The sequence below is a fragment of the Bradyrhizobium dasycarpum genome, assembly GCF_042019905.1.
In the GTDB taxonomy this organism is placed as follows: Bacteria; Pseudomonadota; Alphaproteobacteria; order Rhizobiales; family Xanthobacteraceae; genus Bradyrhizobium; species Bradyrhizobium japonicum_B.
In genome coordinates this window covers 2762272-2776182 of sequence record NZ_CP169574.1, presented here as the reverse complement: position 1 = coordinate 2776182, position 13911 = coordinate 2762272, and the positions used below count along the sequence as shown (strand labels likewise).

Below are 13911 nucleotides of genomic sequence, written 5' to 3'. Positions count from 1 at the left end.
CGAAAGGGCGAACTCTGGTGCGCTCTTGCGCACCTGAGAATCTCGAGATTCCGGTCTGGTCCTTCGGACCATCCCGGAACGACGGGGTGTATCGTCCAGGGGACTTAGCCGAATGAACCCCGCAACGAAGACCGCTGACATGCAGCCCGCCGCTCACCTCCGATTGGTGTCGGACCGCGCCGGCGACGCCTCCGGCATCAAGCTGTCGGGCGTCTCCAAGACCTACCGCACCCGCGACGGCGACGTGCCGTCGCTGCGGCCGCTCGACTTCCACATCGATGACGGCGAGTTCTTCGTCGTGGTCGGCCCATCCGGCTGCGGCAAGTCCACGCTGCTCAAGCTGATCTCGGGCCTGCTGGCGCCGACCACGGGCGAGATCGTGGTCGAGGGCCAGAAGGTGACGACGCCGCACGGCAATGTCGGCATCGTGTTCCAGAACGCGCTGCTGCTGCCCTGGCGCAACATCCTGGGCAACGTGATGCTGCCGATCGACATGAAGCGGCTGCCGCGGCAGCAATATCTCGACCGCGCCAAGTCGCTCCTCAAGCTGGTCGGCCTCGAAGGCTTCGAGAAGAAGCTGCCCTGGCAGCTCTCCGGCGGCATGCAGCAGCGCGCTTCGATCTGCCGCGCGCTGGTGCATGACCCCAGGATCATGCTGATGGACGAGCCGTTCGGCGCGCTCGACGCGCTGACGCGCGAACGCATGAATCTCGAATTGATGCGGATCCAGCGCGAGACCAAGAAGACGGTGCTGCTGATCACGCACTCGATTCCGGAGGCCGTGTTCCTCGCCGACCGCGTGCTTGTGATGACCGAGCGGCCCGGCGCGGTGGCCGCGATCTACGACGTGCCGCTGCCGCGCCCGCGCTCGCTCGACGCGATGGCCGATCCTGTTTTCACCGAGCTCGTGCAGCGCATCCGCAAGCATTTCTTCTCGCAGGGTGCATTGGATTAGCTGTCATGGCGTTTTCCGAAGGAGCCACGTGCACGCTGCGCTCCCTCCCCCGCCTGCGGGGGAGGGTTGGGGAGAGGGTGTCTGCGCTGGAAAGATTCCCCAAGAGGATAGAACCCTCACCCGCCGCGATCAGGCGCGCAAGTGCGCTGCCGAGCGCGTCGGCCTCTCCCGCAAGCGGGAGAGGCGAGTCGCCCGTGGGCATACCGCTCGCACCAAGCTCACCTCGTTCTGTTGTTAGACCATGTCACCCCGCCTGAAGCTGCGAGACATCGCCTTCTTCGAACGTCCCGTGCAATTCGCGCGGCCGTTCCGCTTTGGCGCGATCACGATCAACGCGACGCCGCAGCTGTTCGTGCGGGTCGAGATCGAGGTCGAGGGCAAGACTACAAACAAGGGCGTTGCCGTCGGCGCCAGTGCCGAGCTGCTGGTGCCCAAATGGTTCGACAAGCGGCCGGAGCTGTCGCCGGCGCAGACGGTCGACGGGCTGCGACGGTCGCCTCGAGATCGCGCGCGGGCTCTATCTGGCGCGGACCGGATACCAGACCGCGTTCGACCTCCATGCCTCCTGCATCGGGGCGCAGATCGCGACCTGCGCGAAGAAGAACATTCCGGCGCTCGCTGCGGCCTACGGCCCGGCGGAGATCGACAAGGCGATCCTCGATGCGCTGCTGCGCGGCGTTGAAACCAGCTTCTTCGACGGGATGGCCGGCAACATCGCCGGCATCGATGCCCGGCTTGCTCCTGACCTGAGCGAGGGGGAGATTAGGACGTTCCTCTGCAGCCGGGTGCCGCTGCAGCGTGTTGCCATCAGGCATACCGTCGGGCTTGACGATGTCGTTGAAGGCGAGGGCGGCGTTGCCGATCTGCGCGAGAACGCAGGTGCGCGCTATTTCAAGCTCAAGCTGTCGGGCGATCCTGCGGCCGACGCGGCGCGGCTTGCCCGGATCGGCAAGGAGCTCGATACGCTGGGGCATGACTACAAGGTGACGCTCGACGCCAACGAGCAGTACGCCGACCTCGCGGGGTTGCGTGCGCTGATCGACCGGCTCGATCATGACGCCGCGCTGCGCCAGATCGCGGCGCGATTGCTTTATGTCGAACAGCCAATGCCGCGCGACATCACCCGGCAATCGCCGCTCGGCGCGCTGGCAGATCGCGGTTTCATCATCGACGAAGCCGACGATTCCTACGATGCTTTTCCGGCCGCCTGGGCGCTCGGCTATCGCGGCATCTCCTCCAAATCCTGCAAGGGCCTCTACAAATCCATTGTCAACGCGACGCGCGCGGCGAGATGGAGCGCGGGCGGCGAGCAGTACTTCGTGACCGGCGAGGACCTCACTTGCCAGGCCGGTCTCGCCGTGCAGCAGGACCTCGCCCTCGGCGCCTTCATCGGCGTTACCCACGCCGAGCGCAACGGCCATCACTATGTCGACGGCTTTGGCGAGACGCCCGCCGCTGAGGCGCAAGCCTTTGCCGCCGCGCACCCCGCTCTCTACGCCGATGCCGGACAGGGCATCCGCCTTTCCATTCACGACGGCGATCTCCTGACGGGATCGCTTCATGCTGCGGGTTTTGCGACCTCAGTCCATCCGGACTGGTCGGCGCTCCGCCCGCTCGAACAGCCGACATCACTTCAGGAGTATCCGGCATGACCACCCAACGCCTCGGCCTCATCATGAACGGCGTCACCGGCCGCATGGGGCTCAACCAGCACCTGATCCGCTCGATCGTCGCCATCCGCGACCAGGGTGGCGTCCGCCTGAAGAACGGCGATCGCGTCATGCCAGATCCGATCCTGGTCGGCCGCAGCGCCGACAAGGTCGAGGCGCTCGCCAGGCGCTTCAACATCACCCGCTGGACCACCGACCTCGATGCCGCGCTCGCCGACAAGAACGACACCATGTTCTTCGACGCTGCGACCACGCAGGCGCGCCCCGGTCTTCTGACCCAGGCCATCAACGCCGGCAAGCATGTCTATTGCGAGAAGCCGATCGCGACGAATCTCGAGGACGCCGTCGAGGTCGTCAAGCTCGCAAACGCCAGAGGCGTCAAGCACGGCACGGTGCAGGACAAGCTGTTCCTGCCCGGCCTGAAGAAGATCGCCTTCCTGCGCGATTCCGGTTTCTTTGGCCGCATCCTCTCGGTGCGCGGCGAGTTCGGCTATTGGGTGTTCGAAGGCGGCTGGCAGGAGGCGCAGCGGCCGTCCTGGAACTATCGCAGCGAGGACGGCGGCGGCATCATTCTCGACATGGTCTGCCACTGGCGCTACGTGCTCGACAACCTGTTCGGCAACGTCCAGAGCGTGGTCTGCATCGGCAACACCGATATTCCGGAGCGTTTCGACGAGCAGGGCAAGAAGTACAAGGCGACCGCCGACGATTCTGCCTACGCCACCTTCCAGCTCGAGGGCGGCGTCATCGCCCACATCAACATGTCCTGGGTGACGCGCGTCTATCGCGACGACCTCGTCACCTTCCAGGTCGACGGCACCCACGGCTCGGCGGTCGCGGGCCTTTCCGATTGCATGATCCAGGCGCGGCAGGCGACCCCGAGGCCGGTGTGGAATCCCGACGAGAAGCGGCTGCACGATTTCTACGGCGACTGGCAGAAGCTGCCTGATAACGTCACCTACGACAACGGCTTCAAAGAGCAGTGGGAGATGTTCATCCGCCACGTCTACGAGGATGCGCCCTACAAGTTCACGCTGCTCGAAGGTGCCAAGGGCGTGCAGCTCGCCGAATGTGCGCTCAAGAGCTGGAAGGAGCGGCGCTGGATCGACGTCGCTCCGATCCAGGCGTGAGATTGAAGGTTTCAATGTTTGCTAAGCCGTCATTGCGAGGAGCGGAGCGACGAAGCAATCCAGACTGGTGCCGCGGAGGCATTCTGGATTGCTTCGCTTCGCTCGCAATGACGGGGAGAGGTGTGAACCATGAATAAGCCCGTCCAACCCAATTCAATGTCGTCCTTGTCGCTCAAGCTGCCTCGCGCCGATCGCTCGATCGAAACCTATCGGCTTGCGGCCTCGCGGACCTTTCCTGCCAGGCTCGAAGGCACGCTGAATCGCATCGCCTTCTCGGCGGTGCATACGGTGGCCGAACCCTTCGCAGACAATGATCCCTGGCTGTCGGCTGCCGTCGACTGGGACAAGACCATCGCCTTCCGCGAGCACGTCTGGGACCTCGGCCTCGGTGTTGCCGAAGCCATGGACACCGCGCAGCGCGGCATGGGGCTGGACTGGCCGACCTCGCTGGAGCTGATCACGCGTTCGGTCGGCGCCGCCAAGCGCCGCAATGCGCTGGTGTTCTCGGGCGCCGGCACCGACCATCTCGCGGTCGAGGATGCCAAAAACCTCGACGACGTGATCCGCGCCTACGAGGAGCAGATCTCTGCGGTCGAGAAGGTCGGCGGCCGCATCATCCTGATGGCCTCGCGCGCGCTGGCCAAGCTCGGCCGCAACGCCGACGACTATGCGAAGGTCTATGACCGCGTGCTGTCGCAGGTCCGCGAGCCCGTGATCATCCACTGGCTCGGCGATATGTTCGATCCGGCGCTGGCCGGCTATTGGGGCGCTAGGGATCTCGACAAGGCGATGGCTACGGCGGTCGCCGTCATCAACGGCAACGCCGCCAAGGTCGACGGCGTGAAAGTCTCGCTGCTCGACAAGCAGCGCGAGATCGATATGCGCAGGCGCCTGGACAAGCGCATCAAGATGTATACCGGCGATGACTTCAATTACGCCGAACTGATTGCCGGCGACGAACAAGGCTTTTCGCACGCCCTGCTGGGCATCTTCGACGCCATCGCGCCGGCGGCGTCCTATGCGCTGTCGCGGCTGGCGGCGGGCGACGAGGCCGGCTTCCACGACGTGCTGGGTCCGACCGTGCCGCTGTCGCGTCACATCTTCAAGGCGCCGACGCGCTTCTACAAGACCGGTGTGGTCTTCATGGCCTATCTCAACGGCCACCAGGATCATTTCACCATGGTCGGGGGACAGGAGAGCACGCGCTCCACGCTGCATCTGGCCGAACTGTTCCGTCTCGCCGACAAGGCTGGCCTGCTCGCCAACCCTGAACTTGCGACGCAGCGGATGAAAACCGTGCTCGCCACCCGCGGAATCGAATCCTGATGCGCGACTTTTCGTCCGACCACCGCTGGCTGTCGCTGAACACGGCAACCGTCCGCAAGCAGGCCGACCTCGTCGGGATTGTCGAGGCCTGTGCGAAGCACGGCATTCGCGCCATCGATCCCTGGCGCGACCAGGTCGCAAGCGTCGGCCTCGAGCGCGCCGTGCGGGCGGTGCGCGATGCCGGCCTCGATCTCTCAGGCTATTGCCGCGGCGGCATGTTCACCTCGGACGCGTCGCGCCGCGGCGAGGTGCGGGACGACAACAGGCGCTGCGTCGATGAAGCCAAGGCGCTAGGCGCGCCCTGCATCGTCCTTGTCGTCGGCGGCCTGCCGCAATATTCGCGGCCGGGCAGCGAAGCCTCGAAGGACATCGCGGCGGCGCGCGGGCAGGTCGAGGACGCGCTCGCGGAGATGCTCGACTATGCGAAGCAGGCCAAGCTTCCGCTGGCGATCGAGCCCTTGCATCCGGCCTATGCGGCCGACCGCGCCTGCGTGAACACGACCAAGCAGGCGCTCGATATCTGCGACCGGCTCGACCCCGGCCGCAGCGGCATGCTCGGCGTCGCCCTCGACGTCTATCACATCTGGTGGGATCCGGAGCTGATGGGCCAGATCGCGCGCGCCGGCCAGGATCGCCTGCTCGCCTTTCACGTCTGCGACTGGCTGGTGCCGACCAGGGACATCCTCAACGACCGCGGCATGATGGGCGACGGCGTCATCGACATCAAATCGGTGCGTCAAGCGGTCGAAGCGCAGGGCTTTGCCGGCTATTCCGAGATCGAGATCTTCTCCAACGATTGGTGGGGCAAGCCGATGGACGAGGTGCTGCGCACCTGCATTGCCCGGCACAGAACGGTGGTTTAGGTACTCTGGCACCGCCGTCTTTGCGCTGCGGATTGCACAGATGAATCAAACGGTTGGCTACTGTGCATGGGGTTGTTTTCGCAATTTTTGTGTTGGGGCTTCAGCCGATCGTACACGGCACGCTCAAAAAGCCGCGAAACCGCACCCGTCCGCCCCGCACCGGCTTGCCGCTCAGGGCATAGTTCGGGAAGCGCGCCAGGAAGCATGAGATCGCGATCGCTCCTTCCAGCCGCGCCAGCGCCATGCCGGCGCATTGATGCGCGCCGGTGGCGAAGGCGAGATGCCGGTTCGGCGCGCGCGCGATGTCGAAGCGTTCAGGGTCGGGAAACTGCGCGGGATCGCGGTTGGCCGCACCAATGCACAGCGTCACCGACGTGCCGGCCTCGAGCATGATACCGCCCAGCTCGACGCGCTCGGTGGTCATGCGGTTGCCGAGCTGGTTCGAACTCCGTAGCGCAGCATCTCCTCGACCGCGGTCTTGATCATGTCGGGATTGTCGATCAGCCGCTGCTTCTGGTCCGGATGCTGGTCCAGCGCGACGAGGCCGTTGCCGATCAGGTTGGTGGTGGTCTCGTGGCCGGCGTTGAGCAGGAAGATGCAATTGTGCAGCAGCTCCTTCTCGGTCAGTCGCTCGCCGTTTTCCTCTCCCTGGATCAGGCGCGTCAGCACATCGCGCTCGGGATTGCCGGGCCTGGCGCGCCGGCGCTCCACCAGCGTTTCCAGATAAGCGAGGAAATCCGTCACCGCCTTGTTGCCGCGCGCAGCCGCGTCAGGCGACACCACGGGTTCGAGCGCGCCGAGGATCGCCAGCGACCAGTCGCGCAGCGGCCCGCGCTCGTCATGGGGTACGTCGAGCAGATTGCCGATCACCTCGATCGGGATGGACGCGGCGAAATCCTCGATCAGCTCGCATCGGCCCTTGGCCGCGATGGCATCGAGCAGCCCGTCGACCAGCTTGATGAGATCGCCCTCCATGCCGGCGATCGCCCGCGGCGACAGCGCGCCCATGATCAGGCGGCGCACGCGCGTATGCGACGGCGGATCGTTGAAGACCAGGCTGGTGGTGTGATGCTCGTAGAGCGGGGTGTCGCCGTATTTCGGCAAGAACTCGCGCTTCTTGTCCGAGCTGAACGATTTGGTGTTCTTGTAGGTGGTGACGAGATCGTCATAGCGGGTCAGGAACACGGTGCCGCTACGCAGGCGCTTGACCGGTTCGTTCTCCCGCAGTGCACGATAGGTCGGATAGGGGTTGTCGTAGAACTCGGGCGTCAGCTTCTCGAGGTCGAAGCTTGCTGCCAGCTCCTTCGCATCTGCGTTCATCCCGTTATACTCGCCGGTTAAAGCCGTTATGCCGTTTTTGTTGTTCTGATCGGCGCATGCATGCGTCTACAGTCTGCGCACCTTGCTAGCCGACCGGACAGGAAAATGCACGCCCACGCCGATGCTGCCGACACGGCCCCGAACTGGCCCGACGATATTTTCGCGGCCTTGCAACGCTTCGACGTCCGGCAGGTGCCTTACGTGCCCGATGCAGGCCATGCGAAGCTGATCAACCGCGTGCTGGCCTCGTCCACGATGCGCGGCATTCCCCTGACCACGGAGGAGGAGGGCGTGGCGCTGCTTGCGGGCGCCTGGGCCGGCGGACAGCGCGGCGTCTTGCTGATGCAGTCGAGCGGCGTCGGCAATTGCATCAACATGCTGTCGCTGATCCCGATCCTGCGCTTTCCCTTCCTGACGCTGGTGACCATGCGCGGCGAGTGGGGCGAGTTCAATCCCTGGCAGGTGCCGATGGGATCGACCACCCAGGGCGTGTTCGAGCTCTCGGGCGTCCAGGTGCTGCGCGCCTCGCACGCGGCCGAGGTGCCGGCCGTGCTGGAGGCCGCTGCATCGCAAGCCTACAGCGCGCTGACGCCCACCGCCGTCCTTCTGTCGCAGCGCCTGATCGGCGCCAAGGTTTTCACCAAATGAGCAAGGCCAATCTTCTCGACCGCCGTCAGGTGGTCTCCACGCTGCTGGCGAACCGCAAGGACGTCGTCGCGATCGGCGGCTTGGGTGCCTCCACCAACGACATGTGCGCGGCCGGCGACCACGCCCGCAACTTTTACCTCTGGGGCGGCATGGGCGGCGCGGCGATGATCGGCCTCGGCCTCGCATTGGCGCAGCCGAAATTGCCGGTATTGGTCATCACCGGCGACGGAGAGATGCTGATGGGCATGGGCAGCCTTGCCACGATCGGCCTGCAGAAGCCCTCCAACCTCTCGATCGCGGTGCTCGACAACGAGGCCTATGGCGAGACCGGCGGGCAGACCAGCCACACCTCGGCCGCTGCCGACCTCGTCGGCGTCGCCCGGGCCTGCGGCATCAACGACAGCCGGGCTGTCACGACCATGGCCGAGGTCGAGGCCTTTGCCAAAGCCGTCCATGACATCTCGGGCGGGCCGCGCTTTGCCAATGTGAAGATCGACAGAGCCGGCCTGGAGCGGATCTTGCCGACCCGCGACGGGACTTTCATCGTCAACCGGCTGCGCGGCGACCTCGGCTTCCAGCCGATTTGAGGCGGGGCTGCTCGTTTCCTGCGGCGTCCAGGTCCTGCACACGGCCCGTCCAGACGGGCAATTTGCACTGAAGTTACAACGCACTTGGGTTGCGATGCAACATAGTGCTTGACTTCCGCGTGGGTGAGTGCTTACTCACCAAAATGAGCTCATTGCGTATGACGGGCGACCTGAGGCGTCAATTGATCCTCGGCGCCGCGAAACGTTGCTTTGCCCGACACGGTTATAACGGCACCACGACGAAGAGCGTGGCGGCCGCCGCTGCCATTTCCGAGGCGCTGCTGTTCAAGCATTTCCCCTCCAAGGCGGCGCTGTACGCTGAAATCCTCAGCGACGAATGCGAGGCAGACCCGGCGCTCACCGAGCTGCTCGAACGGGAGCCTTCGACCGCCACGCTGGTCGAGGTGATCCGCAGCATGGTCCAGCATTTCCTCCACATCGCCGATGGTCCCGATCGGGAAGAGGCGCAGCGCCTGCGACTGATGGCCACGAGCCATTTGGACGATGGCGAATTCGCTCGTTTGCTGTATGCCAAGATCGAGACGCTGATCGGAGCGACCTTCGTCGCCTCGTTCGAACGTGCCGTTGTCGCCGGGGACGCGCGGCCATGCAGCGGCGAGCCGTTCAACCTGTTCTGGTTTGCGCATCACACGGTGATGACGGCAGCGCTGACCAGGCTGTCCGCCACGCCTTGCCTCGTCTACGGCAGGGCAGACGACCTCGAGCGGCAGCTCTGTGAGTTTCTCCTGAGAGGCATCGGACTTAACGACGCCGCAATTGCTTCGCATCTGGGCCACGATCAGGCCGCGGATGCCGGCAAGACGGCGATTGCAGAAAGTGCATGATATGAACATCGTAACCGAGCACAAGATTTCGGGCGAACCGATCGACAACAAGGCTCCCAAGCGTCCGGTCCGGCCGGTGCTGTGGTTCATCATCGTCGGCACGCTGCTCGCCGCGCTCGTCGGTGGCCTCGTCTGGTTCAACTATTTCCGCGGCCAGATGATCAAGCAGTTCTTCGCCAACAACAAGCCGCCGCCGACGGCCGTCAGCGCGGCGGAGGCGAAGTCCGAGGTGGTGCCGAACCTGCTCACCGCGGTGGGCAGCCTCGTCGCCGTGCATCAGGTCGACGTCAGTGCCGACGTCAACGGACGCGTCACCGAGATCAAGTTCCAGCCGGGCACGCGTGTCGAGGCCGGCACGCCCCTCGTGCAGCTGTTCGATGCGCCGGAGCAGGGCGACCTCGCCAATTACAAGGCCCAGGCGACCGTCGCGCAGCTGTCGCTCGACCGTGCCAAGCAGCTGGCCTCGCGCCAGTTCGGCCCGCAGGCGACCGTCGATCAGGCGCAGGCTGCCTATGACCAGGCGCAGGCGGGCATCGCCAAGACCGAGGCGCTGATCTCGCAAAAGCTGGTCCGCGCACCGTTCGCCGGCGATCTCGGCGTCCGCAAGGTCGAGGTCGGTCAATACCTGACGGCAGGTACGGCGATCGTATCGCTGACCGATCTGTCGGAGCTGTGGGCCAACTTCACGGTGACCGAAAAGGATTCCGGCAGCCTCAAGGTGGGTCAGACCGTCCGGCTCAAGGTCGACGCCTATCCGGGCCGTACCTTCGAAGGCAAGATTACCACGATCGAGCCGCAGATCTCGACCGACACCCGCAACATCCGCGTGCAGGCGACGATCGCCAATCCGGAGAAGATCCTCAAGCCCGGCATGTTCGTGACGACCACGGTGGTGCTGCCGGACAAGCCGGCCGTCATCACCGTTCCCGAGACGGCGGTCGACTACACGCTGTACGGCGACTCGGTGTTCGTGATCACCGAGAAAAAGGAAGAAGACGGCAAGACCAGCCTCTCCGCGGTGCGCACCTTCGTGCAGACCGGCAACCGGGTCGAAGGTCGCGTCGAGATCCTCAAGGGCGTGAAGCCGGGCGACAAGGTCGTCGCCGTCGGCCAGCTCAAGCTGCAATCGGGCGCAGCGGTGTCGATCTCGACCGACCCGGCTCCGCAGATTCCGGCGCAGCCGCCGCGCTATTGATCCATGACGCTCAAGTGATCCGGCCTGGCCGGATCACTTCTCTTGAGACAAAGAAATCGAGATCGCCGCGATGGCCCTTACCGATATTTTCATCAAGCGCCCGGTTCTGTCGGTCGTCGTCAGCCTGCTGATCCTGCTGATCGGCCTGCGCGCGGCGATGGTGCTGCCGATCCGGCAATATCCCAAGCTGTCGAACACGGTCATCAACATCACGACCGTCTATCCCGGCGCGTCGGCGGATCTGATCCAGGGCTTCATCACGACGCCGATCGAGCAGGCGGTCGCCTCGGCCGAGGGCGTCGATTACATCACCTCGTCCTCGGTGCTCGGCACCTCGACGATTCAGGTCTACATCAAGCTGAACTTCGACCCGAACCAGGCGCTCACCGAGGTTCTGGCGAAGACGAACTCGGTCAAATATCTGATCCCGAAGGAATCCAACGACCCGATCGTTACCAAGACCACCGGGCAGACCACGGCCGTGATGTATCTCGGCTTCTCGTCCGAGGAGCTGTCGGGCTCGGCGATCTCCGACTACCTCACGCGGGTCGTGCAGCCGGTGCTTTCGACCGTCGATGGCGTCGCGTCGGCTGACATTCTCGGCGGGCAGACCTTCGCGATGCGGCTCTGGCTCGATCCTGTGAAGATGGCCGGCCGCAACGTTTCGGCGACCGACGTTGCCGCTGCGATCCAGGCCAATAACTTCCAATCTGCGGCAGGCCAGACCAAGGGCTATCTGATCGTCTCCAACGTCTCGACGAACACCGATCTTACCAATGTCGAGCAGTTCAAGAAGATGATCGTGAAGGCCAAGGACGGCGGCTTCGTGCGGATGGAGGACATCGCCACCGTCGAGCTTGCCGCCCAGAGCACGAACGCCAGCGTCGCCTTCAACGGCGAGCACGCGATCTTCATCGGTGTGCAGGCGACGCCGCAAGGCAATCCGCTGACGCTGGTCAAGGGTGTCCGCGCGCTGTTCCCCGAGCTCGAACGCAACCTGCCGCCGTCGATGAAGATGAAGGTCGCCTACGATTCGACCAAGTTCATCCAGTCTTCGATCGACGAGGTGGAGAAGACACTGGGCGAAGCCGTGATCATCGTGATCGTGGTCATCTTTTTGTTCCTGGCCTCGCTGCGATCGGTCATCATTCCCGTCGTCACGATTCCCCTGTCGATGATCGGCGTCTGTACCCTGATGCTGGCGCTGGGCTTCAGCTTCAACCTGTTGACGCTGCTTGCGATGGTGCTGGCGATCGGCCTTGTGGTCGACGACGCCATCGTGGTGGTGGAGAACATCCACCGCCATTTGGAGGAGGGCAAGACGCCAGTCCAGGCGTCGTTGCAAGGTGCGCGTGAGATCGTGGGTCCCGTGATCTCGATGACCATCACGCTCGCCGCGGTGTACGCGCCGATCGGTTTCCTCGGTGGCCTCACCGGTTCATTGTTCCGCGAATTCGCCTTCACGCTGGCGGGCTCGGTGATCGTGTCCGGCGTGATTGCGTTGACCTTGTCGCCGATGATGTGCTCGGTGCTGCTGAAGAACACCGAAGAGGGCCGCTTCGCCAAGTTCGTGAACCGGGTGTTCGGCGCGATGACGCGCTGGTACGGCCGCAAGCTCGACCGCTCGCTCGATTACAAGGCGATCACCGGCCTGTTCGCGGTGACCATCCTCGGGCTTGTCGGCTTCCTCTACATGCACACGTCGAAGGAGCTGGCACCGGAGGAAGACCAGGGCATCGTCTTCGCGGTGACCAAGGCACCGAAATACGCGAACATTGATTATGTCGATTTCTACGGCGAGAAACTCGACAAGGAGTTCCAGAAATTCCCCGAGACCGATCTTCGCTTCGTGCTGAACGGCATCAACGGTCCGCAGGGCGGCATCGCCGGCATGCTGCTCAAGCCCTGGGACGAGCGCAAGCGCTCGTCGATCGCTTTGAAGCCGCTGGTGCAGGCCGAGCTCTCCAAGATCGAGGGCGTGCAGGCCTTCGCGTTCAACCTGCCGCCGCTGCCCGGCGGACCCGGCGGCCTGCCGGTGCAGATGGTAATCAACTCCACGGCCAGCTTCCAGACGGTTTATGAACAAATGGAAAAGCTGAAGGACGCGGCGCGCAAGAGCGGCATGTTCATCGTCTCCGACAGCGACCTCGCCTATAACCAGCCGAACGTCGAAGTCACGATCGATCGTACCAAGGCGCAGGATCTGGGCGTCAACATGCAGAATCTCGGTTCGACGCTCGCGGTCTTGCTCGGCGGCAACTACATCAACCGCTTCAATCTCGAGGGCCGCTCGTACCAGGTCATTCCGCAGGTGCCGCGCATCAACCGGCTCTCGCCGGAATCGCTCGGCGGCTATTATGTGACCACGAACACCGGCCAGCAGCTTCCGCTGTCGACGGTGGTCTCGATCAGGACCAAGACCGACCCGAACTCGCTGACGCACTACAACCAGCTCAATTCGGCGACGTTCTCGGCCGTGCCGATGCCGGGCGTGACCATCGGCGCGGCGGTCGACTTCCTCGAAAGCGAGGCCAAGAATCTGCCGCAGGGCTTCAGCCACGACTATCTGGCGGACTCCCGGCAATACGTTCAGGAAGGCAACCAGCTCGCGATCACATTCGGCTTCGCGCTGATCATAATCTTCCTGGTGCTGGCAGCGCAATTCGAGAGCTTGCGCGATCCGCTGGTGATCATGATCTCGGTGCCCATGGCGATCGTCGGTGCGCTGATCCCGCTGTTCTTCGGCGTCGCGACCATGAACATCTACACCCAGGTCGGCCTGCTGACCCTGGTCGGCCTGATCACCAAGCACGGCATCCTGATGGTGGAATTCGCCAACGAGCTCCAGGTCAACGAGCGGCTCGACCGCCGTTCGGCCATCGAAATGTCGGCCCGCATCCGCCTGCGGCCGATCCTGATGACGACGGCCGCGATGGTCACCGGCCTGATCCCGCTCCTGACCGCGACCGGGGCGGGCGCGGCCAGCCGCTTCTCGATCGGTCTGGTCGTCGTGGCCGGCATGTCGATCGGCACGCTGTTCACCCTGTTCGTGCTGCCGGCGGTGTACGTGGTGCTGGCGACCGACCACCGCGCGGCGGCCGATTCCGAGCGAAACAAGCAGGTCAACGAGCTCGATCTCGGCGCCAAGGCCTTGCGGCCGACCTGAGACGGCTCGCACGCGAACCAGAGGGCGGCAGCGGCCAGACCGTTGCCGCCCTTTTTTCGTTGTGCCACGGCATCTGCCATTTCGGCGCCGCAGCCGCAGCGGACCTCCGGCCTGCGGCAATCGCTCAACGCCATGATATCGTCGTGAAGCCGCACGGCGGCACCATCGACGTGGATACCGAACCCGGTGTATTACCGAATTCACCA

General features: G+C 64.3%; 9 protein-coding genes and 2 pseudogenes. 10 read left to right on the top strand and 1 reads right to left on the bottom strand.

Features of this window, described 5'->3' with window-relative positions; all coding sequences use genetic code 11:
* Window positions 1–112 precede the first annotated feature (112 nt).
* The 5 genes and pseudogenes from ACETMP_RS13515 to ACETMP_RS13495 all read left to right on the top strand — a co-directional run bounded on the left by ACETMP_RS13515 (window position 113) and on the right by ACETMP_RS13495 (window position 5944).
* Window positions 113–955, top strand: coding sequence for an ABC transporter ATP-binding protein (locus ACETMP_RS13515; protein ID WP_375161313.1), 843 nt, complete (start codon window positions 113–115; stop codon window positions 953–955).
* Window positions 956–1196: 241 nt separating this feature from the next.
* Window positions 1197–2607: pseudogene (locus tag ACETMP_RS13510) on the top strand (hypothetical protein).
* A complete protein-coding gene (locus tag ACETMP_RS13505; RefSeq protein WP_375161312.1) occupies window positions 2604–3755 on the top strand; it encodes a Gfo/Idh/MocA family protein in 1152 nt (383 codons plus the stop codon). The pseudogene ACETMP_RS13510 and the gene ACETMP_RS13505 overlap by 4 nt, the downstream one beginning before the upstream one ends.
* A 129-nt stretch (window positions 3756–3884) precedes the next feature.
* Window positions 3885–5081 (top strand): dihydrodipicolinate synthase family protein, encoded by a 1197-nt coding sequence (locus tag ACETMP_RS13500; protein WP_375161311.1) that lies wholly within the window; start codon window positions 3885–3887, stop codon window positions 5079–5081.
* Complete coding sequence (locus ACETMP_RS13495) at window positions 5081–5944, top strand: sugar phosphate isomerase/epimerase family protein (protein ID WP_375161310.1); 864 nt, start codon at window positions 5081–5083, stop codon at window positions 5942–5944. The genes ACETMP_RS13500 and ACETMP_RS13495 overlap by 1 nt, the downstream gene beginning before the upstream one ends.
* A 100-nt stretch (window positions 5945–6044) precedes the next feature.
* On the opposite strand, the pseudogene ACETMP_RS13490 reads toward ACETMP_RS13495, so the two are convergent.
* Window positions 6045–7264, bottom strand: a pseudogene (locus ACETMP_RS13490) (cytochrome P450).
* Between the two features lie 105 nt (window positions 7265–7369).
* Here ACETMP_RS13490 and ACETMP_RS13485 point away from each other — a divergent pair.
* The 5 genes from ACETMP_RS13485 (at window position 7370) to ACETMP_RS13465 (ending at window position 13705) form a co-directional block, all read left to right on the top strand.
* Window positions 7370–7912, top strand: coding sequence for a phosphonopyruvate decarboxylase (locus ACETMP_RS13485; protein WP_375161309.1), 543 nt, complete (start codon window positions 7370–7372; stop codon window positions 7910–7912).
* Window positions 7909–8499 (top strand): thiamine pyrophosphate-dependent enzyme, encoded by a 591-nt coding sequence (locus ACETMP_RS13480; protein WP_375161308.1) that lies wholly within the window; start codon window positions 7909–7911, stop codon window positions 8497–8499. Before ACETMP_RS13485 ends, ACETMP_RS13480 begins: the two co-directional genes overlap by 4 nt.
* Before the next feature lie 158 nt (window positions 8500–8657).
* A complete protein-coding gene (locus tag ACETMP_RS13475; RefSeq protein WP_375161307.1) occupies window positions 8658–9344 on the top strand; it encodes a TetR/AcrR family transcriptional regulator in 687 nt (228 codons plus the stop codon).
* A gap of 1 nt (window position 9345) precedes the next feature.
* Window positions 9346–10539, top strand: coding sequence for an efflux RND transporter periplasmic adaptor subunit (locus tag ACETMP_RS13470; protein ID WP_375161306.1), 1194 nt, complete (start codon window positions 9346–9348; stop codon window positions 10537–10539).
* A gap of 70 nt (window positions 10540–10609) precedes the next feature.
* Entirely contained in the window at window positions 10610–13705 is a 3096-nt protein-coding gene (locus ACETMP_RS13465) for a MexW/MexI family multidrug efflux RND transporter permease subunit (protein WP_375161305.1), read from the top strand.
* Window positions 13706–13911: the final 206 nt, after the last annotated feature.